This window comes from Tenacibaculum sp. TB-53 (assembly GCF_059716285.2).
The window spans coordinates 113,508-138,472 of sequence record NZ_CM202790.1; the positions used below are offsets into that span (position 1 = coordinate 113,508).

The following is a 24,965-nucleotide window of genomic DNA, read 5'->3' on the forward strand; positions in this document are numbered from 1 at the left end:
ATTGTAAAACTACAAAAAAGTAGAATTTTTTTCCTAAGTGTTACATTTTTATAAAGTTACCTCTTTTATTCTAACCATTTGTAATTTATAAGCAAGTGTCACTTAATTTTTGACTATCAGATTTATAAACAGTTGGTATTGCTTGGTCTGCATTAATTTCAATACAAGTTAAATCAGGATTTCTGTCTACTCTTAAATCTTCAAGTTTCAAATTAGAACTAACATCTAAATTAGTAAGTAAATTACTAGTGATGTACAGATGTTTTAAATTGATAAATGAATGGATATTAATAGTATTTATTTGATTATCTGAAGCTAAAAATGTTTCTAAAGGGCTAATGTCATCAATACTAATAGAAGTAATTTTATTACTTGTTAATACAACACTTTTTAATTTTGAGGTGTCTTCTGTTTTAAATGAAGTTAGTAAATTGTTAGTTACCGTTAATTCTTCTAAAGAATTATTAGATATATTTAAATGAGTTAATTTATTAAAAGATAAATTTAATATTTTAAGCTTACCAGCTTTTTCCAAGCCTGTAATAGTCGTAAGGTCGTTAGAATGAATATCTGCTAAAAGAAGATTAGGATTATTACTAAGATCAATAGTAGTTAAGTAGTTTGCGTTTAAATATAAGGTATCTAACTTTGTGTTAGAGCTTAGGTTAATAGCTTTAATCTTTTGTCCAGCAGCAGATAAATACGTTAAGTTTGAAAAAGCTTCAATACCAGTTAAGTCACTCGTTTCACCAAAACTACGATCTAAGTTTAAGTTTAAACGAGTAATTTTTTTTGCATCTTCTATTGATATTTTTTGATTAATACTACCGTCACTATCTAACTTTTGTTCTACTAATATTGCCTCAAAATGTTTATCAGGTATGCTAATATAAACATCATTTCCAGTATCAGGAGTCTCATCGTCACTAGAACAAGAGGAAAAAAGGAATAGAGCTAAGACAAGTGTAGTGTAAGCAATTTTATATTTTAAAAATAAAGATTTCATAAGCTGTTTAATTTTTTAAGCGTAGTTTTAATTTATGAGATATTGTTATTATTTTAATTTTTAGGAGCAAAATACAGCGAGTAAGATTTAGGAATAGGAGTTTTTTAAATTAACTTTTCCAATTTTTATTCAAGTTATAAAAATACAAAAAGTGACTCTGATGATTTATCAGAGCCACTGTTATTTTTATGCTAAAAAAATTAAGGATATTAAAGATACCTATCAGTTTCCTCTATTTCAAGATCATTAATACTGGCATATCTTTTTTTCATTTGTCCGTTATTGTCAAACTCCCAGTTTTCATTACCATAAGCTCTATACCATTTGCCTTCTTTGTTCTGATATTCATATTCAAAGCGTACAGCAATTCTATTTTCACTGTGAGCCCAATATTCTTTTTTTAGTTTATAATTAAGCTCATTTTGCCACTTTTTACTCAGGAAGTTAATAATTTCTTCTCTACCATTTACAAAAGTGTCTCTATTTCTCCATTCACTATCTATAGTGTAAGCTAATGCAATTTTTTCAGGATTTTGAGAGTTCCAAGCATCTTCTGCTAGTTGAATTTTTTGTTTAGCTGTTTCAAGAGTAAAAGGAGGGAGTGGATGTTTCTGTTCCATAATAATTATAGTAAGTTTTGTATTATTTTTTTTGATTTATATACTATTTCATTTGATTTGAAGAGTTGACTTTCTATGATAGCACTTTCAAAAAGTAGGTAAATATGGGTAGCTAGTAATTCGTTATCTGTTAACTCCTGAAAAAAATTATTCAATTCTTTTTTATGAGATTGAATCACTATGAGTATAGTTTCTTGCTCTTTTGATATTTCTGATAGAATATTCAAAAAACTACACCCCCTGAAATCCTCTTTTGTATTCATATGAGCTACAAAATCAAAAGAAAGGAGTATTGTGTCTTTTGAATTTTTACTTTTTGAAGTAAACTTAAATAGTTCTTTAAACCAAAATTCGTGTCTATTGTTTAAGAATTCGACACACAAAGCATCTTTTGATTTAAAGTGCTGATAAAAACTTGCTTTGGCTACTTTAGCTTCTTTAATAACTTGGTTAATACCCGTGCTGTTATAACCTTGTTGATGAAATAAATGCGCTACAGTTTCTAATATACGTTCTCTAGGGCTACTCATATTCTTAATTTTTGTCAAAGTTATATGAATTTTTAAGAACAGACAAGTCTGTTCGTAGTTTTAACATTTTTAGTTTAATAAATAAACTAATTCTGTGGAAGTTATTTATACTTCCACATTTTTTATATGCCAAGAGTTAAATCATTTAATGAAGAAGAAGCATTAACCAAAGCAATGTGTTTGTTTTGGAAACGAAGGCTATTCAGCAACTTTTGTTTAAGATTTGGTTTACCATTTAGGAATTAATAGGGCTAGTTTATATGATACTTTTGGAGATAAAAAAGAGCTATCAAACTCTATCAATGTAGCCTTGTCTTTACTTACTTAGTTTTAAAATTCGAAAAGCTCCTTGAATTACTAAAACAAAAACAATGGTTCCAATAATCAAATCAGGTTTGCTCGAACTTAACCAATTTACCAAAAGTCCAGCGATTATAACTCCTAAATTGATAATCACGTCATTCGAGGTAAAAATCATACTCGCTTTCATATGTGCCTCTTCTTTGCTTTTTGACTTTTGCAAAATGTAAAGACAAATTCCGTTTGCGATAAGTGCAAAAATCGAAACGATAATCATTGTCGAAAAATCGGGAAGTTTCTCGTCTCCGAAAAATCTTCTTAAAACTTCCACAAATCCAATAATCGCAAGTGTGATTTGAAAATATCCAGCAAGTTTTGCAATCCGCTTTTTCTTAATCAACGTTCCGCCAACTGCAAACAAGCTAATTCCGTAAACGAAACTGTCGGCAAGCATATCCAGGCTGTCGGCAACAAGTCCCATTGATTTTGAGATTATTCCTGTTGTCATTTCGATAATAAAAAAGACAAAATTTATCGCCAGTACAATCCAAAGTAGCTTTTTTTGGTTGGTGTTTTCTACAAAATCTTTTTCGTTGGTTTCTTCGGTCGAGATTTTCTTTCCGCCTAATTTTAATTCGATAATTGACTTTTCAATTTGGTCGTTATGACCATCGTGAAAAACGGTCAATTTTCGGTTTGGAATGTCAAAATCAAGATTTTTGATTTCTTGAATTCCGTCCAGTTTCATTCGGATTAGATTTTCCTCTGAAGGACAATCCATCTTACTGATTTCAAATATCGTTTTGTTCATTTTAGTCGTCATCTTCGTTTCCAAAAGGTTTGATAATTACTCCAACGCTAAATATAAAACCGTCTGTTGGTGCATATATTTCGGGAAATTCTGGATTGTCGTGTGGTGGCAAAACCAAAGGCGAGAACCTGCTTTGTCTTCTATCGGTAAAGTTTTCAAAATTCACAAAAGTTGTTCCCCATTTAAAATTTCGCATTGCCACAAAACCCATTGTTATGAAGTCGGTTGTTTCTGTTCCATTAGACAAAAATTGCTTTCCTGTGTAAAACGTTTCATAACCGATTCGCCATTTTTCAGATTCGTACATCAAAACACTTCCTGCGTTATGTTTTGCTGTCAAAGGTTTTTGAGGATTGCCAGCTAAATAGTTCAACCTTGTGTCAATGAGTGCATAATTTAGGAACCACCTAAAATCTTTATAGGTAAACTTGATGTTTGTTTCAGCACCTTTGCTCAAAATTTCATCTGTTGCATTCTCAAATTGGAAAAATCCATTATCAGTTGAATTTAACAGTAATGCATCATTAATCGCAGTTACATAAAACAGTTGATTAATAGAAAAACCAACAGTTTCAAATAAACGTGTTTGATAGTTGAAATCAAGATTTACACCATAAGAACGTTCCGCATTTAGTGAAGATTTATCAATACCAAGTACATTTCTAAAATTGATAAATTCCGCCTCTTCTGTAAAAATATCTGGAATTTTGTAACCTAATCCACCACCAATTCTGCTCGAAAATCCACTATCGTTTTTGTATAGCAATGAAACTCTTGGAAGCGGAAAGAATCCAAAATCAGTATTGTAATCTGCTCGTAATCCTGTTTCCAAAATCCAATTATCCGAAATGTCATAAATATTATTTACAAATGCTCCGAATGTTATGTCTGTTTGGTCACGTTGCAAAGTCACATTATTATTTTCATCAAAAGCAGAAGTATAGAGATTTGCACCAAAAATCCAATCTGTTTTATTGGCGGACTTTTGATAGTTTATTTCCGTGAATGTATTGGTTTGTTTACCATCAAAAACAAAATCGGGAATGGTTAGTTTTCTATCAAAGAATGAGATGCTGTTTTTAATATTTAATGAACTAACCGAATCTAATTGAGTTTCGTAAACCGCTTGACTGCTCAACCTTTTTGATAGATTTTCTTCGGTATATTGATGGATGCCATTTGCGCCACTTTCAATTTTTGTGATGTCGCCACCAATTCTGTCGTCATACGTTCCGTTTAAGCTAAACCAAAATGTTGTTTTTTCTGATGGATAATAAAAGAATTTTGGGTTGAAAGAAATAGATGTTGTTTGTGGTAAATTACTAAAGCCATCATCTTCTGGGTCGTAAGCCTTTTGATAATGACCTGAACCGTATAATGAAACTCCAAATTTTTCATTTCGTTTGCTATAAAATACATTAGCTGTACTTCCTAATGCTTGTGTTTGTGTCAACATAATATCCAAAGTTGGCTCTTCGTCAGGTGTTTTTGATACCATATTTATCAAACCTCCAATTGCTCCACCACCATAAAGTGTTGATGAACTTCCTTTAATGATTTCAAATTGTTTTAAGTCCAATGGCGGAATTTGCAGAATACTCAAACCGCTTGAAAATCCGCCATAAAGTGGAAATCCATCTCGTAAAAGTTGTGTGTAACGTCCATCAAGACCTTGAATTCTAATGTTGGTATTCGCACTACTTAAAGAAGTTTGTTGCATCTGTATTCCTGTACTTTCCCGAAGTACCATTGAAATATTGGTTGGGTTCATTACCGCTTTTTCGCCTAATTCTTCCGCTCCAATAAATTCAATTCGAGTTGGAATTTTTCTAACAGTTCGTGTACTTCTTGAAGATTGTATGACAACTTCGTCAAGTTCATTACCTCCAGATTCGAGCTTGAAAGCGAACTCCTTTTTTGTTCCAACATCAATAGTAGTTTCTATGGTTTTGAAGCCTATGTATGAAATTTTTATAATATGGTTTCCATTTGGGATTTCTGTAAATGTGGCAATTCCGTCAAAATCTGTTACTGCTCCTTTTTCTAATTCTTCAAAATAGACCGTAGCACCCAATAATGGTTCGTTGGTTTCTGCATCGCTAACAGAAATGGAAATATCGCTCGTCTGTGCGAAAGATATAATTGATACGAATAGAAATAATGTGTTTAAAAATATGTTTTTCATCTGCTTATTCTGGTTTAAAAGAATAATGCAAATGTATTTAGGATTTACTGCAACTCGATTGCAAAGATTACTTGTTGCAGTTGTCGCACAAGCCTTTTACGACCATATTTGCTTGTTGTAACTTAAAGTTTTCGGGAAGTTGAATTTTTGGAATAGGAACATCAAAAAGGCAGAATGTTTTATCGCAGTTTGTGCAATAAAAATGATAGTGCAAATCCTTTGGGTCGCAGTTACAGCCTTTGGCACAAACCGCATATTTGGTCATTCCAGAACCATCTTCAATGCTGTGGATGACTTTGTTTTCCTCAAATGTTTTGAGTGTTCTGAAAATCGAACTTCTGTCCATGTATGCCAATGCGTTTTCAATATCTTTTAAAGATTGGGCTTTTTCTTGGCTCAAAAGATGACGTAAAACCACAGTTCTGACTGCGGTGTTTTTCACTTTTTTTATTTTTAGGATTTCTTCTTCGGTTTGCATTTTCCTAATGTATCATTTTTTTCGAGCGTTGGCGAAAAACAGCTCTTTTATTTTTTTCAGCGGTGGCTTTTTGCGGTTGGAAAAAAATAAATGTGCTGTTTGTGCGGTTGGCTTTTTTAGTTCAAATGTTCAATTTTAGCACGGTTTTTTGCATTATGCACAACTAGTTTATATACGTAATAAAATTACTTATATATTCCTTTTACGGTAAGATATGCGGAACTTTTAGCAATTTTATTAACACTTTCAAATATAAAGAAATAAGATAAAAAAGTGCAACTTTTTTATCGGGACTACAAACGAAGCCTAATCGGTTGTCTTCCTTCTTCAGTAATAGGAGCAACTTTAAACAAGTTGACACACTTTATTGAATACTCCCCGTTAATCGGGCGCTAATATCACGGCATGCTCCGAAGACACCACGGCATGGGTCGCTGATATCACGGCGTGCTCCGCAGACACCGCGGCATGGGTCGCTAATATCACGGCATGCTCCGAAGATACCACGGCACGGGTCGCTGATATCACGGCGTGCTCCGTTGACACCGCGGCATGGGTCGCTGATATCACGGCGTGCTCCGCAGACACCACGGCACGGGTCGCTGATATCACGGCATGCTCCGAAGACACTACGGCATGGGTCGCTAATATCACGGCGTACTCCGTTGACACCACGGCACGGGTCGCTAATATCACGGCATGCTCCGCAGACACCGCGGCACGGGTCGCTGATATTACGGCGTGCTCCGCAGACACCGCGGCATGGGTCGCTAATATCACGGCATGCTCTCTGCTTTTACATCAGTACAGATTCAACCCAACATTCACTGTATACTTATTAGCGGACGTTGCCTTTGGCAGTAAAAAATAAACCTCATACCAACAAACCAAAAAAAGGCTGTATAGTATGAGGTTTCCCCTAAGTTATTAATTCGTTTAAAGTAACAACTATCGTGAATTATTTTTCAGTAGTTACTTTTTTAAAGCGCATCATGGTTACATCGTCCATTAATAAGTTTAGTTTTCCTTCTAAGTCAAAACTATACTTGTTTACTTTTTTAATGGTTTTTAAAAACTCTTGTTCTCCTTGTCCGCAGTACATCATAGTTGTTGGTCCTGGTTCTCCAAAAGAAATCGCATTTTCTTCTCCTAACGTAAATTCAGCAGCATAACCGTTACAACCATTATTTCCTGTAGCTTTCTTTGTTTCTTTATCAAACGTAAGTTGTGGCTTTTTATCAGGAAACAATCCTTCAAAAGCAATTCTAGGTCCAGAGATGTATTCTAGTTCCCAAGCGGTTCCGTATAATTGTTCAGCAGTATCTTTTTTAGCACAAGACACTGTAATTAATAGAATTACTGCGAATACAAATGATAGTTTTTTCATAATATGTAAGTTTAGTTATTAGTATTAAATTCAGTTGAGTTTTTTACTACAAATTTTCTTGATGCTTCACCATCTACCAATTTGTATGTAATTTGTCTGGTACCTCCTGTTGGGTTAGCATTAGAATCTTCTTCTTTATAAATAGGAAAACGTTGCGCTAAGGTTGTTTCAATAATGGTAAATTCATCGTGCCCCATATATCCCTTACTTAATTCTTTATTATCGGTAATAGGAGGGAAGTATATTTGACTCATCGATTTTTTATTGTTTACTGAAAATCCTATTACATTTCCGTAGCTTCCACTTCCGTCAGATTTTGTATAGATTAATATTTCTGGAGAACCATCAGAGTTTAAATCTTCAATTTCAGCATCAACAACACTACCATCAATTGTTTGAGTAACGGCAGAATTGTCAATTTCTAATCCGTAAGGAGTAACTGTTAATTCAGTTTCCATTCCATTTTTTTGAGTAGCAATGCTAAAACTAATTCCTTGTAAGGTTACATTTTTTCTAAAAATGGTTTTGTCTATCTGTGTTTGGTCAAGGTTTCCTTCAATTTTATGATAAGAACCTGCAAGACTTCCTCCACCTGAACAGTAAAAGTTTAATAAACCGTTATCTTCTTTGTTTGCCGTTGCAATAGAAATTTGTTTGTTTTTAAAAGAAAATACTACAGTCTTACCATTTATGTCAGTTGTATACGTGCTGTCATTTGCTTTTTTAGCAAGAGCGTCAAAAGTACAAGTAGGTTTTTTCTTGTCAGCACGTGAGCGAACAGCAATTTTTATATTGTCATTTGCGGCAGGTTTTACAGCAACTGAAACCCAATCGTACCCTTCGTTTCTTTTTTCATATTCTGAAGAAACGTAGTTTCCTGTAACATCAGTAATTGTAGCTACAGTTTCTTGTTTTGTGGTTTCTTGTGTATCTGTTTTTTTTGCTTCGTTTTTACAGCTAACGATGGCTAAAAATGCTATTACTAGTAGTGCTGAATTGGTAAGTTTTATCATGCTATTTTATGTTTTTTGCTTCTAAATAACAATAAATATACCATTAAAGATATGAAAAAACGTTTTAAGAAAACCTTAAGATTCTTGTTTTTTAGTAGGTTGATATTGTAGCGTATAGGTTTAATAACGTTTTTTGAGGGCATAAAAAAAGACCGCCAAAACCTAATTTGACGATCTTTTAAACAAACAACTAAATTCTAAAACCTATAAAAGTTGAAGAAAGTTTTAAAAAACTACCTATGCTTGTTAGCAACATTAGGTAGTTTTAATATGTTTAGAAGCAGTATTTATTTTCTGCTTTTAATTTTTCTGCGATTGTATTACGTAATTCAACTACGTTAGGGTAGTTTGCATACTTTGTAAAACGCTTAAGTCCCATTAACATCATACGTTGCTCATCACCTTCAGCGAAAGAAATAATTCCTTCTCTTGCACTTTTGGTAATAATTTCAACAGCATTGTGTAAGTATAACTTAGCCATTGCAATCTGTTCTTTTTGAGCCTCTTCACCAAAACGCTTCGCGTTCTTTTCTGTTCTTAAAATTCCAGATTCTGCCATATATATTTCAATTAAAATATTTGAAGCAGCAGTTAATAACTGTTGGTGTTGCTCTAACTCTGGTCCAAATTTTTGTAACGCAGCTCCTGCAACCATTAAGAATACTTTCTTAAGTTTAGCAAGAATTTCTTTTTCTTCTGAGAATAATTCAGAATAATCTGGAGTATCGAAAGAAGGAATTCCCATTAATTCGTTTTGAACTGCCATTGCAGGATTTAATAAATCTACATGACCTTTCATTGCTTTTTTAACTAACATTCCTACCGATAATAAACGGTTAATTTCGTTAGTTCCTTCGTAGATACGTGCAATACGAGCATCTCTCCAAGCAGACTCCATTGGAGTTTCTTCAGAGAATCCCATACCTCCAAAAATTTGGATTCCTTCATCAGCACAATTTTGTACGTCTTCTGAAACTGCTACTTTTAAGATAGAACATTCAATAGCGTATTCTTCAACACCTTTTAATTCTGCTTCTTGATGCGTGTTTCCTTCAGATTCACGAATAGCGATTCTGTCTTCAATATTTTTAGCTGCTCTATATGATGCAGACTCACCAACATAAGCGTTAGTAGCCATTTCAGCTAATTTCATTTTAATAGCTCCAAACTCAGCAATAGGAGTTTTAAATTGCTTACGCTCGTTTGCATAGTTTACAGCATGAGTTACAATTCTTCTTTGAGAATCTAAACAAGCAGCAGCTAACTTAATACGACCAACGTTTAAAGCATTCATGGCAATTTTGAATCCACCACCACGAACAGATAACATGTTTTCAACAGGAACTAAGGTATCGTTGAAAAATACCTGACGAGTAGATGATGCACGAATACCTAATTTGTGTTCTTCTTCTCCTAAAGTTACTCCGTTAGGATTGTTTTTATCATATTCTAAGATAAAACCAGTAATGTTTTTATCGTCTTCGATACGAGCAAAAACGATGAAGATTTCAGCAAAACCTGCATTCGAAATCCACATTTTTTGTCCGTTAATTTTGTAGTGTTTTCCGTCTTCGGTTAACTCAGCAGTAGTTTTTCCTGAGTTAGCATCCGATCCTGCTCCTGGTTCTGTTAAACAGTAAGCTCCAAAACGCTCTCCCATTGCTAAAGCAGGAACATATTTTTGCTTTTGCTCTTCAGTACCGTATAAAGTAATTGGCATGGTACCAATACCTGTGTGCGCACCAAAAGCTGTACTAAAAGATCCTGTTCCACTTGAAATGTAATCACATGTTAACATGGTAGAAACGAATCCCATTCCTAATCCGCCATAAGCTTCAGGAACAGCCACACCTAAAAATCCTAATTCACCAGCTTTACGCATAGTTTCTTCGGTAAGTGCATAATCTTTCTTTTCGAAACGTTCTTTATGAGGAATGATTTCACGGTCGTTAAATTCTTTAACCGCATCACGCATCATTGTTTGCTCTTCTGAAAAATCTTCAGGAGTAAATATATCTTCACATTTTGTTTCTTTTACTAGGAACTGCCCTCCGCGTAAAAGATCTTTTGTTAATTCTGACATAGTATATTAGATTTTAAGATTCAAGAGCCAAGAGTCAAGACTTATTCAGACCAGATTGGAAACTTGAAATCATTTTTTGTATTGACTTAATTTTTTGTTCTAATTCTTTAAACTTTTCTTCAGATAGATAGCTTTCATTAAAAGCAATAATTAATTGTGTTTCCTATTCAAATGAAGAACCTAAGCTATCTTCTAAATATTTATTAAAATGTTTGTTAGTGCTTTTACTTGAACCCTCAGCTATGTTAGAAGGAATAGAAACAGCACATCTATTCATCTGAGAAACCAAGCCAAACTTTTCAAAGTCTGGAAAGGTTCTAGTTAATTTATAAGAATCAGAAACTAAATTCATGCTTTCAGTCCAAATTTTTAATTTTTTGAAATTGTGCATCGTCTTGTTTCTTGATTCTAATAGTCTTGTTTCTTAATTTAGGAATTCAAAAATACCAGCAGCACCTTGACCAGTACCTACACACATGGTTACCATTCCGTATTTGTTATTCATGTTACGCTTACGCATTTCATCAAATAACTGAACAGATAGTTTACCACCAGTACATCCTAATGGGTGACCTAAAGCAATTGCTCCACCATTTACGTTAACGATATCCGGATTTAATCCTAATTCGCGAATAACTGCTAACGATTGTGAAGCAAACGCTTCGTTTAGCTCAATTAATTCAATATCACTTTGTTGTAAACCTGCTTGTTTTAATGCTTTTGGAATAGCTGCTACAGGACCAATTCCCATAATACGAGGTGGTACTCCTGCTGCTGCATAACTTACTAAACGAGCTTCTGGTTGAATACCTAACTCTTTTACCATATCTTCACTCATTACCATTACAAAGGCAGCTCCATCACTTGTTTGTGATGAGTTACCAGCGGTAACAGAACCGTTAGCAGCAAATACTGGACGTAATTTTGCTAAGGCTTCTACGCTGGTTCCACGACGTGGACCTTCGTCTTTAGTAACTGTGTAATTTCTTGTAGCACGTTTTCCGTTTCCATCAATGTAAGTTTCTTCTACATCAATTGGAGCTATTTGATCTTGGAAACGATCACTATCTAATGCTTTTAAAGCTTTCATGTGCGATTCGTATGCAAATTGATCTTGATCTGCACGAGATACATTGTATTGTTGCGCTACTGCTTCTGCAGTATTACCCATTCCCCAATAGTAATCTTCGTGACCTGCATTTACGATATCGTAGTTTAATTCTGGTTTAAAACCTGTCATTGGTACAGAACTCATGCTTTCTGCTCCACCAGCAATAATACATTCTGCCATTCCAGATTGAATTTTTGCTACTGCCATACCAATAGTTTCTAATCCTGATGAACAGAAACGGTTTACGGTAACTCCAGGAACATCTACAGAATCTAATCCGATTAACGAAATAATTCTTGCCATGTTTAATCCTTGAGACCCTTCAGGCATCGCGTTACCAACAATAACATCGTCGATACGCTTTACGTCGAATTCTGGCAACTTTGTCATCATATACTTGATGGTTTCAGCAGCTAATTCGTCAGCTCTTTTAAATCTGAACACACCCTTTTTAGATTTCCCTACGGCGGTTCTATATCCTTTTACTATATATGCTGTTTTCATACTTTTAAGTTTTTAGTGTTTAGTTTTAAGTTTTTAGTGATTATTAATTGATCACTTATAACTGAAAACTAATAACTCGCAACTTTTAGTTGCGTAAAGGTTTACCAGTTTTTAACATATGCTGAATACGCTCTAACGTTTTTCTTTCAGTAGTTAAACTTAAGAAAGCTTCACGCTCAAGGTCTAATAAATACTGCTCAGTAACTTTTGTTGGTTCTGATAAATCTCCTCCAGCCATTACATAGGCTAGTTTGTTTGCAATTTTCTGATCGTGTTCAGAAATATATTTAGAAGCTTCCATAGAGTCGGTTCCTACTAAGAACATTCCTAAGGCTTGCTTACCTAATACTAAAACATCTTTACGTTTTACTGGTTGTGTATAACCTGCTTCAGCTAATAACACAGCGTGCTTTTTAGCTTCTGCTATTTGACGGTCTTTGTTTACAACGACGACATCTTTTCCTTTTTGTAGTAGGTTTAAGTCGTATGCTTCATAAGCTGAAGTTGCCACTTTAGCCATACCAATAGTTAAGAAGTGCTCTTGTAATACGTTTAATTGAACATCACCAGTGTGGAATAAGTCCTGAGCTCTTAACGCCATTTCTTTAGATCCACCACCACCAGGAATTACTCCAACTCCAAACTCTACTAATCCGATGTAGGTTTCAGCAGCAGCAACTACTTTATCAGCGTGTAATGATAATTCACATCCACCACCTAACGCCATTCCGTGAGGAGCAGCAATCGTAGGAATTGCAGAGTAACGCATACGCATCATGGTATCTTGGAAATATTTGATAGCCATGTTTAACTCATCGTACTCTTGCTCAACAGCCATCATAAAAATCATTCCGATGTTGGCACCTACTGAGAAGTTTGCAGCTTGGTTACCAATTACTAACCCTTGGAAGTCTTTTTCAGCTAAATCAACTGCTTTGTTTAATCCAGCTAAAACATCACCACCAATAGTGTTCATTTTAGATTGGAATTCACAGTTTAAGATTCCGTCTCCTAAATCTTCAATAACAACTCCAGAGTTTTTGAATACCTCAGTAGTTTTACGAATGTTGTCTAAGATGATAAATGAATCTTGTCCTGGCTTTTTAACTTGTGCTTTTGCAGGTACATCGTAGTAATATGTTGCACCGTCTTTAACTGTATAGAAAGATTTTTCTCCTTTAGCTACCATTTCAGTAACCCAAGCAGCAGGCTCTTTTCCTTCAGCTTTCATTAATTCGATACCTTTTTCAACTCCTACAGCATCCCAAATTTCGAAAGGACCATTTTCCCATCCGAAACCAGCTTTCATGGCATCGTCAATTCTGTATAATTCATCAGAAATTTCTGGAATTCTATTTTGAACATACGCAAACATTGCTGCGAAGTTCTTACGGTAGAATTCTCCTGCTTTATCTTTTCCGCCAACTAATACTTTAAATCGGTCAATTGGCTTATCAATTGTTTTTGTTAATTCTAAGGTAGCAAATTTTGCTTTTTTAGACGGACGGTATTCCATCGTATCTAAATCTAAGGCTAAAATTTCACGCTTTCCTTCAGCATTGGTTGTTTTTTTGTAAAAACCTTGTTTGGTTTTGTTTCCTAACCACTTATTTTCCATCATCGTGTTGATGAAATCTGGCAACTTAAATAAGTCGTGAGCTTCGTCGTTAGGACAGTTTTCGTAGATTCCGTTAGCAACGTGTACTAAAGTATCTAATCCAACAACATCAACAGTACGGAAAGTAGCTGATTTAGGGCGTCCAATAACTGGTCCTGTTAATTTATCAACCTCTTCAATAGTTAGTCCTAATTCTTTTACTTGGTGGAATAACGATTGGATTCCGAAAATACCGATACGGTTTCCAATAAATGCTGGTGTATCTTTAGCTAATACTGAAGTTTTTCCTAAGAATTTAGAACCATAATCCATTAAGAAGTCAGTTACTTCTTGTTTACAGTCAGGTCCTGGAACAACTTCAAATAATTTTAAATAACGAGGAGGGTTAAAAAAGTGTGTAACCGCAAAGTGTTTACGGAAATCTTCACTACGTCCTTCGTTCATAAACTTAATAGGAATACCTGAAGTGTTGGTAGAAATAATAGTACCAGGTGTACGGTATTTCTCAACTTGCTCAAAAACACTTTGTTTAATGTCTAAGCGTTCAACAACTACTTCCATAATCCAATCTACATCTTTTACTTTGTGTAAATCGTCCTCAAGGTTCCCAGTAGTAATTCTATCTGCAAATTTTTTATTGTAGATAGGTGATGGTTTCGACTTTAATGAAGCAGTCAAAGCATCATTTACCAAACGGTTACGAACTACTTTGTCTTCTAAGGTTAATCCTTTTGCTTTTTCTTTGTCGTTAAGCTCTCTTGGAACGATGTCCAAAAGCAATACTTCAACGCCAATGTTAGCAAAATGACATGCAATACCTGATCCCATGATACCAGAACCGATAATTGCTACTTTTTTAATTCTTCTTGCCATTTGTTTGTTGGTTTGTTTTATACAGCTTTATTGTCAATATTTTCTTCTTCGTATATTAACTTATCTGTAATTAGTTTGTTTATTGTTGTTGTTACTTTGAAGAAGGTTTCTAATTCTTCTTCAGTAATATGTTCTCTTACTTTATTATTGAATTGGTATACATGCCCTTTTGAAACTTCACGCATTTCTTTACCATATTTAGTAAGCTTTAAAATAACGCTTCTGCCATCATTAGGATTTTTCTCGCGACATATAACTCCTTTGTCTTCCATTGTCTTTAACAAACGAGAAAGACTTGTAGGTTCCATTCCCATTAACGGTCCCAGAGCAGTTGAAGGAGTACCGTTTTCAAAATCTATATTCAATAAAGCAAAAGCCGTAGCCATTGTGCTATCATGCTTTGCAGCTTGCTCGTTATACATTTTAGCAACGGCTTGCCACGTGGCTCTTAATTGGTGATCTATTGATTTATCCTTATCCATGAATGCCAAATATATAAAATTTTATTATGCATGCATAGTATTTTATAAAAAAGTTATGCATGCATAATAAAATTAACAAAAAATTAATCTTGTAACGTTTAGAGAGAAGCGTATACTAATTGAGTATAAAAATATGTAAGTTTGTCACTACTGTTTTTAAATAAACGGTAATTAATCAACTATAAATCTATGAACAATTTATTAGAAATTAATAATGTAGTAAAGCGTTATGGCGATTATACTGCATTAAATAATGTTTCAATGCACATTCCTAAAGGTAGTGTTTTTGGTTTGTTAGGGCCTAACGGTGCAGGAAAGACCTCGCTTATTAGAATTATCAACCAAATAACAATGCCTGATGCAGGTGAAATTATTTTAGATGGAGAGAAGTTAGCTCCAAATCATATAGAACATATAGGATATTTACCTGAAGAAAGAGGATTGTATAAAAGTATGAAGGTAGGAGAGCAGGCACTATATCTTGCTCAATTAAAAGGGTTGAGTAAATCGGAAGCAAAAAAACGATTGAAATATTGGTTTGATAAATTTGATATTGGAGCTTGGTGGAATAAAAAGATTGAAGAGTTGTCTAAAGGGATGGCTCAAAAGGTACAGTTTATAGTAACGGTATTACATCAGCCTAAATTATTAATTTTTGATGAGCCTTTTTCGGGGTTCGATCCTATCAATGCACAACTAATAGCTAAAGAAATTTTACAGTTGCGTGATGAAGGAGCTACCATCATTTTTTCTACCCATAGAATGGAGTCTGTTGAGGAGATGTGTGATTATATAGCGTTGATTAATAAATCGAATAAAATTTTAGATGGTAAGCTAGAAGATATTAAAAAGGAGTTTAGAACTAATACTTTTCAGGTTGGATTGGCTACTTCTAATTCAAAAGAAGTGGAGCAAAAGCTAAAAGAAAACTTTGAGGTTTTACCAGCAGATTTTAAATTGTTAAATGAAGGGTTAAAATTAAATGTAAAACTTACCAACGGAAGTTCTCCAAACGATTTGTTATCGTATTTAACAACTCAGGGACAAGTACAACATTTTGTAGAGTTAGTGCCAAGTGCCAACGATATTTTTATTCAAGCAATCCATAAAAACAGTTAAGCAATGAAAAGATTACGATTAATTATAGAACGCGAGTTTATTGCTAAGGTTAGAAATAAGTCGTTTATCGTTATGACTTTCTTAAGTCCATTGTTAATGATTGGTATGGGGGCTTTAGTATTTTTTTTAATGAAAAAGAACGATGAAAAGGTTAAGAAGATAGTATATGTTGATGAGTCTGGAATGTTCTCTAAAGATATTTTTAAAGATTCAAAAACAGTAAAGTATGAAGATTTTACAGCCTTAGGAATTGAAAACTCTAAAAAGAAGGTCGAAGAAGGAGATTACTACGGAGCTTTATACATTCCGAAACAAGATAGTTTAGAAATGTTGGCAAAATCGATTGAGTTTTTCTCTAAAGATTCGCCAAGTATGTCTATCATGGAACGTTTAGAAGATAAAATTGATAAGGAGTTACGTCATAAAAAACTAACAAGCTTCGGAATTGATATTGCGCATATAGAAGAGTCTAAAATTTCATCAGAAATTAAAATGTTGAATTTCTCTGGGGAAAAATCATCAAAATTAATCAACGGATTAAAGATTGGTGTAGGAGCTATCGCAGGATATTTATTGATGATGTTTGTAATGATTTATGGGACATCGGTAATGCGTAGTGTTATTGAAGAAAAAACAAGTAGAATTATTGAGGTAATCGTTTCTTCAGTAAAACCTTTTCAATTAATGTTAGGAAAGATTATTGGAAATGCATCAGCTGGATTGTTACAGTTCTTTATTTGGGGGATTTTGTTTTTAGTGTTTAGCCTAGTAGCATCTTCTTTCTTTGGAGTTGATATGATGGAAATGCAGTCGGCAAAAGTATCACCAGAACAAATGGAAGCTATTCAACAAACAGCAGCCAATAAAGGTGAAATGATTGTGCAAGAAATTTTCAGATTGCCTTTAGTAAAAATGTTCTTCTTATTCATTTTCTACTTCTTAGGAGGGTATATGTTATATAGCTCGTTGTTTGCAGCAGTAGGTGCAGCGGTAGATAATGAAACGGATACACAACAATTTATGATGCCTATTATGCTACCGTTAATTTTGGCAGTTTATGTAGGTTTTGCAACGGTTATTAACGATCCTCATGGTCCGGTTTCAGTAATATTTTCTTATATACCTTTTACATCTCCAATAGTGATGTTAATGAGAATCCCGTTTGGAGTTGCTTGGTGGGAAATAGCCATTTCTATGTTGCTATTAATTCTTACTTTTATGGTAATTGTATGGATTGCCGCTAAAATTTATCGTGTAGGTATTTTAATGTACGGTAAAAAACCAACCTACAAAGATTTATGGAAATGGATTCGTTATAATGGGTAATTAACACTTTTATGAAATTACTTAATATTGTTTAAAAGTGTTGATTATAAATTGTGTGTAACGATTATAACATAAACTAGGATGAAAGAAATAATAAAAGAAATAACGGATTTTCTAAACTATAGAATACCAATAGGAGGAAAAGATATCGAGTTTACAGTAAAAACAATTTTGTTTTTAATAGTAGGTTTACTTTTAGTGAAGCTTTTGTTGAAATATTTAAAAGTACTAGCAAAAAGTAAACTAGAACAGGAAGACAAAAATAAATTTGATACTATTTTCTCATTTACTAGTTGGTTAGTATATGTAATTGTTTTTTCAATAGGTTTAAGTTCAGCAGGAGTCGATTTAAGTGCGATTTTAGTAGCGTCTTCTGCTTTGTTAATAGGTATTGGTTTGGCGTTACAAACCTTTTTTCAAGATATAATCTCTGGAGTTTTTATTATTCTTGATAAAAGTGTTCATGTGGGGGATATTATTGAACTAGATGGAAAAGTTGGTAGGGTGGAAGAGATAAAACTGAGAACCACTAGAGCCGTAACAATCGATAATAAAGTATTGGTTATTCCTAATCACAAGTATTTATCTAACAGCCTATATAACTGGACGCAAAATGGTACTACAACTAGAGAAAGTGTAACAGTGGGTGTGGCCTATGGTAGTGATGTAGCTTTAGTGAAAAAATTATTGTTGCAAGCGGCCAGTGAACATCCAAAAGTATACCAGCATCCAGCTCCTTTAGTACTTTTTGAAAATTTCGGAGATAGTTCGTTAAATTTTAAATTAATTTTTACGTTAAATGATAGTTTTCAGGCAGCGATACCAAAAAGTGATATACGGTTTAAAATAGACGAGCTGTTTAGAGAGCATAATATAAGTATTCCGTTCCCTCAAAGAGATATACATATTGTAGATGCAAAAGGGTTGCATTTTGAACCTCCAAAAAAAGAGGTACTCCAAAACAATCAGAAAGAAATTGAAGGTAAAGAGGAAGGAAATTCTAAAGAAGAACTAAATAATTAAGCTGAAAAATGTTTGGCTTGCTTTTTGAGTTGTAACCACGAATGGTTCTTTCTTGTTGTAAAGAATGTGTTAATAAAGTAACGTTAATAGGTTCAGAAAACGAAGTAGGTGAGCTCCAAAAAATGATTTCTGATTTCAAGAATTTATTAAACTAGCCTTTTTAATATCTAAAAGACTAAAAAAATATGAGTAAAATATTAATAATAGAAGATGAAGCTGCAATTCGCAGAGTATTAAAAAAAATTATTTCTGAAGAAAACGATTCCTATGAAGTAGAAGAAGCTGAAGATGGTTTGCAAGGAATTGAAATGATAAAGAAAACAGATTACGATTTGGTTTTGTGTGATATTAAAATGCCAAAAATGGATGGTGTTGAGGTGTTGGAAAAAGCTAGAAAGTTAAAACCTGAAATACCAATGGTAATGATTTCTGGTCATGGTGATTTAGATACTGCAGTAAACACCATGCGCTTAGGAGCCTTTGATTATATTTCTAAACCGCCAGATTTAAATCGATTATTGAATACTGTAAGAAATGCTCTAGATAAAAAGGAGTTGGTAGTAGAAAATAAGCGTTTAAAAAAGAAGGTGAGTAAGAATTATGAAATGATTGGAGAGAGCGATGCTATTACTCATATTAAAGATATTATTGAAAAAGTGTCTGCAACAGAGGCAAGAGTTTTAATTACCGGACCTAATGGAACAGGAAAAGAGTTAGTAGCGCATTGGTTACACGAAAAATCTGACCGTTCTAAAGGTTCTATGATTGAAGTAAACTGTGCAGCTATACCTTCTGAGTTAATAGAAAGTGAATTGTTTGGGCATGTAAAAGGGAGTTTTACAGGAGCTAACAAAGATAGAGCAGGAAAGTTTGAAGCAGCTAATGGAGGAACCATTTTCTTAGATGAAATTGGAGATATGAGTTTGTCGGCACAAGCGAAAGTATTACGAGCATTACAAGAAAATCGTATTCAACGAGTAGGTTCGGATAAAGATATAAAAGTAAATGTGCGTGTAGTTGCTGCAACAAATAAAGATTTAAAGAAGGAAATAGAAGAAGGACGTTTCCGCGAAGATTTATATCATCGTTTAGCAGTGATTTTAATTAAAGTTCCTGCATTAAACGATAGAAGAGAAGATATACCGTTATTAGTAGATTTCTTTGCCAAGAAAATTTCTGAAGAACAAGGGATGCCTAAGAAAGGTTTCTCGGAAGATGCTATTAAATTGTTACAAGAGTATGATTGGACAGGAAATATTAGAGAATTACGAAATGTAGTTGAACGTTTACTTATTTTAGGAGAAAAAGAAGTTTCTAAAAATGATGTAAAATTATTTGCTAGTAAATAATTAATAACGTTTTAAATTTTTGAGTTAATAATCACAGCAATAGAGTTAATTTATATAGATGCTTGTTTTTATTTTTATACAAAACAATAAAAATTATGAACATACAAGCATACTTAGCATTCAGAGGAGAATGTCAAAACGCATTAAATTTTTATGCAGACTTATTTAATGCAAAAATTGTAAACAAACAAACGTACAAAGACTCAAAGAGAGATATTCCAGAAGATTACAGGCATAAAATACAACATGCAGAATTGAAAGGGAAGGGGATTCACATTATGGCGTATGATGTTTCTCCAGATACTCCGCTAAATAGTGGTAATAATATTCAAATGAGTGTTGATTTAGATGATGAGGAGAAAGCTACTGTTGTTTTTAATGAGTTGTCTAACGGAGGTATAGTTCATACTGAACTATTGGAAACGGAATGGAACGCACTGTATGGGGCTTGTACCGATAAATTTAATATACGTTGGATGGTAAACTGTAAGTTATAGTAAGTAGTTTACAATAATTGTTATATAAATAAAGGTGAGGTTGTATTAGGAAGAAGCTAATACAATTTCATCTTTGTTGTTTTGTAAAAGTTCATAAAAGCTAACAGAATTAAGGGGGTATGAAGCTTTTTTTTTAAAAAAAAACACAAAAAAAGAAAATAAATATGAAACAATATTGAGTACGTAATGAGTAAAGCTTATAATTAAAAAACCATCTGAAGAAGATAGTTTTTTAATTATAAGAGGAAAGAAGTTATATGTTTTACACCTAAATTAAAGCTTTGTAGCTATTCAAGATTGAGTTGAAAAAAGATTATTTTAAAAATTTCCTAGCTAAAGTATATATTCCAAACTTACCAACTGTTTCAAATATAGTTTGAAACCAATTCCCTACAGATAAATCTTCTTTAAATTGTTCTTTTACAAGTTTAATTTCTTCTAAAGAAATATCTCTTTTAAGCTTCAGTAATTTTAGTTCTTTAGTTATTTCTTTACTATTATTATAGGTTTTCTTCATCGTCAAAATACTTTTTAGATAAATTTTTAATTACAAAATTCTCTACATTTGTTCTCATACTATATGCTATTAAAGCGAAAATCATAAAAAGTAAAGCTACTAACAAGTATCCTAAAACAACATTGTTTAAATAATTACCTATGGTTGCCGATATTGTTACAGCCAAAAAAACAAAAGCAATAAGTAGGAATATACCTATAATAGCAAAATTGAAAATCATGCTTAAAGAAGAGGTTAGTATATAAAATATTTTTAATTTAAAGTATTCTTCAGAATTCTTTATAAAGCTTTCGCCTTTTTCAATTGCTTTTTCAGAGTTGGTATGTATTGATTTGAATATCGACATTATTTAGTTTGTAATTTTTTGTTTTTAGCCTTTAATACTTTTAGTTTTTGTTCTAATTGGGTTATAACATCTTCAGCTTTATAGCTAGCATCAGTTACAATAGTTTCTAATTTTTCTTCTAATGAGTTTGTTTTGCTGCTAAGAGATTCAGCCACATTATTTTTTAAGCTTTCAGCTTTATGCTTAACTTCTTCTTTAAGGTGTGTTGCTTCTGAAGTAATAGTGTCTCTTGCAGAGGCTGCTCCGTCTGCTATTTTTTTTCGTGTATTACTCCCTTTGTCAGGGGCAAATAATATACCTAATCCTGCTCCTACAGCTACTCCTGCTAATAAGCCTAAAATACTTTTATCGTTGCTCATAATATATTTGTTTTTTAATTATTAAATGATTTCTGTAACAAAAATACTTTGATAGCTGATGTTTCTTTAGCTCAATAAATTTAAATGTTAACTCAATTGCTATTAATGACTTATGAGGAAGAAAGAGGGAGTGGTGATTAGAGTGTAAAAAAATAAGCTAGATTCTTTAATTAAAAAAAAATCTAGCTTAAAATATTATTATTTAGTTGTGATTTATACTACATCAAACCTGTCTGCATTCATTACTTTAGTCCAGGCAGTTACAAAATCTTTCACAAACTTTTTCTTGTTGTCGTCTTGTGCGTATACTTCTGCATACGAACGAAGAATAGAGTTAGAACCAAATATCAAATCCACTCGTGTAGCTGTCCACTTAGTGTTTCCTGTCTTACGATCAACAATATTGTATAAGTTTTCCCCTGAAGGCTTCCATGAGTATTTCATGTCGGTAAGATTAACAAAGAAGTCGTTACTTAATACACCTTCATTTTCTGTAAATACACCATGTTTAGTTCCTCCGTAGTTAGTTCCTAGCACACGCATTCCCCCAACTAGAACAGTCATTTCAGGAGCGGTTAACCCCATAAGTTGTGTTCTGTCTAATAACAATTCTTCAGGTTTTACTACATAATCTTTCTTTTGCCAATTTCTGTATCCGTCATGTAGAGGCTCTAAAACATCAAAAGATTCAGTATCTGTCATTTCAGCAGTTGCATCACCTCTTCCAGGGGTAAAAGGAACTTTAATGTCAACACCACCATCTTTAGCAGCTTTTTCAATAGCAGCACTACCTCCTAAAACAATCAAATCAGCAATACTAACTTTTTTACTTAAACTAGCTTGAATTTCAGCAAGCTTATCTAATACTCTTTTTAGTCTTGTAGGTTCATTTCCTTCCCAGTCTTTCTGAGGAGCTAAACGAATGCGTGCTCCATTAGCACCACCTCTAAAGTCTGATCCTCTATAAGTTCTAGCACTATCCCAAGCAGTATTGATAAGTTCAGTACGAGTAAGTCCACTGTTTAATAGTTTTTCTTTTAGTTCTTCAACTTCAGTATCGTTTAAAGTATAGTCTACAGTAGGAACAGGATCTTGCCAGATAAGTGTTTCTGTTGGAGCATCAACCCCTAAATAACGTGTATTAGGGCCCAAATCACGATGTGTTAGTTTAAACCAAGCACGTGCAAAGGTGTCAGCAAAATAGGCTGGATCTTTATAGAATTTTTCAGATATTTTTCTGTATTCAGGGTCCATTTTCATTGCCATATCCGCATCAGTCATTATTGGGTTTCTTTTAATGTTCGGATTGTGAGCATCTACAGGTTTATCTGCCTCATCAATATTAACAGGTTCCCATTGCCAAGCACCAGCAGGACTCTTTGTTAATTCCCAATCATGATTTAACAACAAATGAAAGTACGTATGGTTCCATCTATCGGGGGTAGTTGTCCAAGCTCCTTCCAAACCACTAGTAACAGTATCTGCAGCATTTCCATTCCCTTTAGGGTTTATCCAGCCAAAGCCTTGATCTTGAACTTCTGCACCTTCAGGGCTTTCACCTAAGGCTCCTGCGTCACCATTACCGTGTGCTTTTCCTACAGTGTGTCCACCGGCAGTTAAAGCAACGGTTTCTTCATCATTCATTGCCATGCGCTTAAAGGTTTCTCTTACGTCTTTTGCGGTTTTTAAAGGATCGGGTTTTCCGTCAACCCCTTCAGGGTTTACATAAATTAATCCCATCATTACAGCAGCTAATGGGTTTTCTAAGTCTCTGTCTCCAGAATATCGAGAACCTTTACTCCCTGTTGGCGCTAACCATTCTTTTTCAGATCCCCAATAAATATCTTTCTCAGGATGCCAAATATCTTCACGTCCGCCGGCAAAACCAAAAGTTTTGAAGCCCATTGATTCATAAGCCATATTACCAGCTAAAATTATAAGATCTGCCCAAGATAGTTTGTTTCCGTATTTTTTCTTGATAGGCCATAACAATCGTCTTGCTTTATCTAAATTACCATTATCAGGCCAACTATTTAATGGAGCGAAGCGTTGATTGCCTGTATTACTACCACCTCTACCATCAGCAACTCTATAGGTACCAGCAGCATGCCACGCCATACGAATCATTAAACCACCATAATGTCCCCAGTCGGCAGGCCACCAATCTTGACTATCGGTCATTAAGTCTTTAAGGTCATTTTTAACTGCTTCTAAATCTAATTTTTTAAATTCTTCAGCATAATTAAAATTACTGTCTAAAGGATTGGTTTTGGTATCGTGTTGATGTAGTATATCTAAGTTTAATGATTTTGGCCACCACTCCATGATGTTATCATGTATTTCTGTGTTTGCACCTTGTGAAAAGGGGCATTTACCTTTCGAAGAATGTGAGTTTGTGTTTTTCATTTTATTATAATTTAATAGGTTAGAATAGGGCAAAGCTACTATAAAACAATGAATAATTTTTATCTATATTTTTTATTTTAAAATAATAAATAACTATAGTTTTTGTTTTTGTGTTTTATAATGTGTTGGAATATAAAGGTATATTTTTTTTAGTGATTTAAAAATATGTTAACTATTGGTTATAGTTATAGTGAAATAAAAAAATATTTTTAGATTCACACTTTAAATGAGAAGAAACAAAATACATTTGTGCCTGTAAAAAAATATTAATCAATAAAAAACTATAAAATGGCTACAGCAGTAGGAAAAAAATTTCCAAGTTTAAACGTAGATGCAATGAACGAAATGGGTGACACGTTTAAGTTAAATGTATTAGAAGAAGCAGTTAAAAACAAGAAAAAAGTGTTGTTGTTTTGGTATCCGAAAGACTTTACTTTCGTTTGTCCAACTGAGTTACATGCTTTTCAAGCTGCATTACCAGAATTTGAAAAAAGAAATACCATTGTAATTGGAGCTTCTTGCGATACTCCTGAAGTACACTTTGCTTGGTTAAACCAATCTAAGGATAATGGAGGTATTGAAGGTGTTACTTACCCATTATTAGCTGATAGTAATCGTAATTTATCATCTATTTTAGGTATCTTAGACATCTCTAACGAGGTTTATGATGAAGCTACAGGAACTGTACAGGTTGAAGGAGATAATGTAACTTATAGAGCTACATATTTAATAGATGAAGAAGGAACTGTTTTTCATGAAGGAATAAACCATATGCCAGTTGGTCGTAATGTAAATGAATATTTACGTTTAGTAGATGCTTATACTCACGTACAAGAAAAAGGTGAGGTATGTCCTGCAAACTGGGAAGAAGGTAAAGAAGCAATGCAAGCTAATGCAAAAGCAACAGCAGAATATTTAGCAGCAAACTAATTAGACATAATTAAAGAAAGGAAACAAGTTCGTGTGAGATAAGTGAAGGGGTCGAGCACGAGCTCCTTTCGAAATGGATAATAATTAAAGAA

General features: G+C 33.5%; 24 protein-coding genes. 6 read left to right on the plus strand and 18 right to left on the minus strand.

The features are described from left to right. Positions 1–85 precede the first annotated feature (85 nt). The 14 genes from AC3VJB_RS00560 to AC3VJB_RS00625 all read right to left on the minus strand — a co-directional run bounded on the left by AC3VJB_RS00560 (position 86) and on the right by AC3VJB_RS00625 (position 15,001). Positions 86–1,006, minus strand: coding sequence for a leucine-rich repeat domain-containing protein (locus AC3VJB_RS00560; protein ID WP_497666622.1), 921 nt, complete (start codon positions 1,004–1,006; stop codon positions 86–88). Between the two features lie 209 nt (positions 1,007–1,215). Then, complete coding sequence (locus AC3VJB_RS00565) at positions 1,216–1,626, minus strand: nuclear transport factor 2 family protein (RefSeq protein WP_047790170.1); 411 nt, start codon at positions 1,624–1,626, stop codon at positions 1,216–1,218. A gap of 5 nt (positions 1,627–1,631) precedes the next feature. Continuing rightward, positions 1,632–2,156 (minus strand): TetR/AcrR family transcriptional regulator, encoded by a 525-nt coding sequence (locus tag AC3VJB_RS00570; protein ID WP_497666623.1) that lies wholly within the window; start codon positions 2,154–2,156, stop codon positions 1,632–1,634. Positions 2,157–2,472: 316 nt separating this feature from the next. Next, positions 2,473–3,267, minus strand: a complete 795-nt coding sequence (locus tag AC3VJB_RS00575) for a cation efflux transmembrane domain-containing protein (protein WP_253057082.1) — start codon at positions 3,265–3,267, stop codon at positions 2,473–2,475. Between the two features lies 1 nt (position 3,268). Next, positions 3,269–5,452, minus strand: a complete 2,184-nt coding sequence (locus AC3VJB_RS00580) for a TonB-dependent receptor (protein ID WP_173359715.1) — start codon at positions 5,450–5,452, stop codon at positions 3,269–3,271. A gap of 67 nt (positions 5,453–5,519) precedes the next feature. Next, positions 5,520–5,930: a Fur family transcriptional regulator gene (locus tag AC3VJB_RS00585; RefSeq protein ID WP_073184592.1), complete on the minus strand. Its 411-nt coding sequence runs from the start codon at positions 5,928–5,930 to the stop codon at positions 5,520–5,522. A gap of 381 nt (positions 5,931–6,311) precedes the next feature. After that, positions 6,312–6,710 carry a hypothetical protein gene (locus tag AC3VJB_RS00590; RefSeq protein WP_462098486.1) on the minus strand — a complete coding sequence of 133 codons (399 nt, stop codon included), beginning with the start codon at positions 6,708–6,710 and terminating at the stop codon, positions 6,312–6,314. Positions 6,711–6,888: 178 nt separating this feature from the next. Further along, complete coding sequence (locus AC3VJB_RS00595) at positions 6,889–7,317, minus strand: META domain-containing protein (protein ID WP_253057081.1); 429 nt, start codon at positions 7,315–7,317, stop codon at positions 6,889–6,891. An 11-nt stretch (positions 7,318–7,328) separates the two neighbouring features. Then, a complete protein-coding gene (locus tag AC3VJB_RS00600) occupies positions 7,329–8,330 on the minus strand; it encodes a PliI family lysozyme inhibitor of I-type lysozyme (RefSeq protein WP_253057080.1) in 1,002 nt (333 codons plus the stop codon). 274 nt (positions 8,331–8,604) lie between these two features. Beyond that, positions 8,605–10,413, minus strand: a complete 1,809-nt coding sequence (locus tag AC3VJB_RS00605; protein ID WP_464848699.1) for an acyl-CoA dehydrogenase FadE — start codon at positions 10,411–10,413, stop codon at positions 8,605–8,607. Positions 10,414–10,576: 163 nt separating this feature from the next. After that, positions 10,577–10,804, minus strand: a complete 228-nt coding sequence (locus AC3VJB_RS00610; protein ID WP_439655281.1) for a four helix bundle protein — start codon at positions 10,802–10,804, stop codon at positions 10,577–10,579. Positions 10,805–10,837: 33 nt separating this feature from the next. Continuing rightward, entirely contained in the window at positions 10,838–12,028 is a 1,191-nt protein-coding gene (locus tag AC3VJB_RS00615) for an acetyl-CoA C-acyltransferase (protein ID WP_125344664.1), read from the minus strand. Between the two features lie 85 nt (positions 12,029–12,113). After that, positions 12,114–14,519: a 3-hydroxyacyl-CoA dehydrogenase/enoyl-CoA hydratase family protein gene (locus AC3VJB_RS00620; protein WP_125066917.1), complete on the minus strand. Its 2,406-nt coding sequence runs from the start codon at positions 14,517–14,519 to the stop codon at positions 12,114–12,116. Positions 14,520–14,536: 17 nt separating this feature from the next. Further along, positions 14,537–15,001, minus strand: a complete 465-nt coding sequence (locus tag AC3VJB_RS00625; protein WP_047790064.1) for a MarR family winged helix-turn-helix transcriptional regulator — start codon at positions 14,999–15,001, stop codon at positions 14,537–14,539. 189 nt (positions 15,002–15,190) lie between these two features. On the opposite strand from AC3VJB_RS00625, the gene AC3VJB_RS00630 reads away from it, so the two are divergent. The 5 genes from AC3VJB_RS00630 to AC3VJB_RS00650 all read left to right on the plus strand — a co-directional run bounded on the left by AC3VJB_RS00630 (position 15,191) and on the right by AC3VJB_RS00650 (position 20,315). Then, positions 15,191–16,120 (plus strand): ABC transporter ATP-binding protein, encoded by a 930-nt coding sequence (locus AC3VJB_RS00630; RefSeq protein WP_073184572.1) that lies wholly within the window; start codon positions 15,191–15,193, stop codon positions 16,118–16,120. 3 nt (positions 16,121–16,123) lie between these two features. Then, positions 16,124–17,446 (plus strand): ABC transporter permease, encoded by a 1,323-nt coding sequence (locus tag AC3VJB_RS00635; protein ID WP_073184570.1) that lies wholly within the window; start codon positions 16,124–16,126, stop codon positions 17,444–17,446. Between the two features lie 81 nt (positions 17,447–17,527). Further along, the gene (locus tag AC3VJB_RS00640) at positions 17,528–18,469 is read left to right on the plus strand and encodes a mechanosensitive ion channel family protein (RefSeq protein ID WP_073184568.1); all 942 of its coding nucleotides are present in this window, start codon (positions 17,528–17,530) and stop codon (positions 18,467–18,469) included. 185 nt (positions 18,470–18,654) lie between these two features. Then, positions 18,655–19,818 carry a sigma-54-dependent transcriptional regulator gene (locus tag AC3VJB_RS00645; protein ID WP_047790067.1) on the plus strand — a complete coding sequence of 388 codons (1,164 nt, stop codon included), beginning with the start codon at positions 18,655–18,657 and terminating at the stop codon, positions 19,816–19,818. 95 nt (positions 19,819–19,913) lie between these two features. Then, complete coding sequence (locus AC3VJB_RS00650; protein WP_047790068.1) at positions 19,914–20,315, plus strand: VOC family protein; 402 nt, start codon at positions 19,914–19,916, stop codon at positions 20,313–20,315. A gap of 313 nt (positions 20,316–20,628) precedes the next feature. Here the strand turns inward: AC3VJB_RS00650 and AC3VJB_RS00655 are convergent, their stop codons facing one another. The 4 genes from AC3VJB_RS00655 to katG form a co-directional block, all read right to left on the minus strand. Then, positions 20,629–20,832 (minus strand): hypothetical protein, encoded by a 204-nt coding sequence (locus AC3VJB_RS00655; RefSeq protein WP_047790069.1) that lies wholly within the window; start codon positions 20,830–20,832, stop codon positions 20,629–20,631. Then, on the minus strand, positions 20,816–21,178 hold the full coding sequence (locus AC3VJB_RS00660) for a hypothetical protein (RefSeq protein ID WP_047790070.1): 363 nt from the start codon (positions 21,176–21,178) through the stop codon (positions 20,816–20,818). Before AC3VJB_RS00660 ends, AC3VJB_RS00655 begins: the two co-directional genes overlap by 17 nt. After that, positions 21,178–21,537, minus strand: coding sequence for a YtxH domain-containing protein (locus AC3VJB_RS00665; protein WP_047790071.1), 360 nt, complete (start codon positions 21,535–21,537; stop codon positions 21,178–21,180). The genes AC3VJB_RS00660 and AC3VJB_RS00665 overlap by 1 nt, the downstream gene beginning before the upstream one ends. 213 nt (positions 21,538–21,750) lie before the next feature. After that, positions 21,751–23,943: a catalase/peroxidase HPI gene (gene katG, locus AC3VJB_RS00670; RefSeq protein WP_253057077.1), complete on the minus strand. Its 2,193-nt coding sequence runs from the start codon at positions 23,941–23,943 to the stop codon at positions 21,751–21,753. A gap of 288 nt (positions 23,944–24,231) precedes the next feature. On the opposite strand from katG, the gene AC3VJB_RS00675 reads away from it, so the two are divergent. Beyond that, the gene (locus AC3VJB_RS00675) at positions 24,232–24,873 is read left to right on the plus strand and encodes a peroxiredoxin (protein WP_047790073.1); all 642 of its coding nucleotides are present in this window, start codon (positions 24,232–24,234) and stop codon (positions 24,871–24,873) included. Positions 24,874–24,965: the final 92 nt, after the last annotated feature.

Bases quoted from the DNA above. Each gene is read 5' to 3' on its own strand.
- AC3VJB_RS00560 (WP_497666622.1), bottom strand. From the start codon at position 1,006: ATGAAATCTTTATTTTTAAAATATAAAATTGCTTACACTACACTTGTC.
- AC3VJB_RS00565 (WP_047790170.1), bottom strand. From the start codon at position 1,626: ATGGAACAGAAACATCCACTCCCTCCTTTTACTCTTGAAACAGCTAAA.
- AC3VJB_RS00570 (WP_497666623.1), bottom strand. From the start codon at position 2,156: ATGAGTAGCCCTAGAGAACGTATATTAGAAACTGTAGCGCATTTATTT.
- AC3VJB_RS00575 (WP_253057082.1), bottom strand. From the start codon at position 3,267: ATGAACAAAACGATATTTGAAATCAGTAAGATGGATTGTCCTTCAGAG.
- AC3VJB_RS00580 (WP_173359715.1), bottom strand. From the start codon at position 5,452: ATGAAAAACATATTTTTAAACACATTATTTCTATTCGTATCAATTATA.
- AC3VJB_RS00585 (WP_073184592.1), bottom strand. From the start codon at position 5,930: ATGCAAACCGAAGAAGAAATCCTAAAAATAAAAAAAGTGAAAAACACC.
- AC3VJB_RS00595 (WP_253057081.1), bottom strand. From the start codon at position 7,317: ATGAAAAAACTATCATTTGTATTCGCAGTAATTCTATTAATTACAGTG.
- AC3VJB_RS00600 (WP_253057080.1), bottom strand. From the start codon at position 8,330: ATGATAAAACTTACCAATTCAGCACTACTAGTAATAGCATTTTTAGCC.
- AC3VJB_RS00605 (WP_464848699.1), bottom strand. From the start codon at position 10,413: ATGTCAGAATTAACAAAAGATCTTTTACGCGGAGGGCAGTTCCTAGTA.
- AC3VJB_RS00610 (WP_439655281.1), bottom strand. From the start codon at position 10,804: ATGCACAATTTCAAAAAATTAAAAATTTGGACTGAAAGCATGAATTTA.
- AC3VJB_RS00615 (WP_125344664.1), bottom strand. From the start codon at position 12,028: ATGAAAACAGCATATATAGTAAAAGGATATAGAACCGCCGTAGGGAAA.
- AC3VJB_RS00620 (WP_125066917.1), bottom strand. From the start codon at position 14,519: ATGGCAAGAAGAATTAAAAAAGTAGCAATTATCGGTTCTGGTATCATG.
- AC3VJB_RS00625 (WP_047790064.1), bottom strand. From the start codon at position 15,001: ATGGATAAGGATAAATCAATAGATCACCAATTAAGAGCCACGTGGCAA.
- AC3VJB_RS00630 (WP_073184572.1), top strand. From the start codon at position 15,191: ATGAACAATTTATTAGAAATTAATAATGTAGTAAAGCGTTATGGCGAT.
- AC3VJB_RS00635 (WP_073184570.1), top strand. From the start codon at position 16,124: ATGAAAAGATTACGATTAATTATAGAACGCGAGTTTATTGCTAAGGTT.
- AC3VJB_RS00640 (WP_073184568.1), top strand. From the start codon at position 17,528: ATGAAAGAAATAATAAAAGAAATAACGGATTTTCTAAACTATAGAATA.
- AC3VJB_RS00645 (WP_047790067.1), top strand. From the start codon at position 18,655: ATGAGTAAAATATTAATAATAGAAGATGAAGCTGCAATTCGCAGAGTA.
- AC3VJB_RS00650 (WP_047790068.1), top strand. From the start codon at position 19,914: ATGAACATACAAGCATACTTAGCATTCAGAGGAGAATGTCAAAACGCA.
- AC3VJB_RS00655 (WP_047790069.1), bottom strand. From the start codon at position 20,832: ATGAAGAAAACCTATAATAATAGTAAAGAAATAACTAAAGAACTAAAA.
- AC3VJB_RS00660 (WP_047790070.1), bottom strand. From the start codon at position 21,178: ATGTCGATATTCAAATCAATACATACCAACTCTGAAAAAGCAATTGAA.
- AC3VJB_RS00665 (WP_047790071.1), bottom strand. From the start codon at position 21,537: ATGAGCAACGATAAAAGTATTTTAGGCTTATTAGCAGGAGTAGCTGTA.
- katG (WP_253057077.1), bottom strand. From the start codon at position 23,943: ATGAAAAACACAAACTCACATTCTTCGAAAGGTAAATGCCCCTTTTCA.
- AC3VJB_RS00675 (WP_047790073.1), top strand. From the start codon at position 24,232: ATGGCTACAGCAGTAGGAAAAAAATTTCCAAGTTTAAACGTAGATGCA.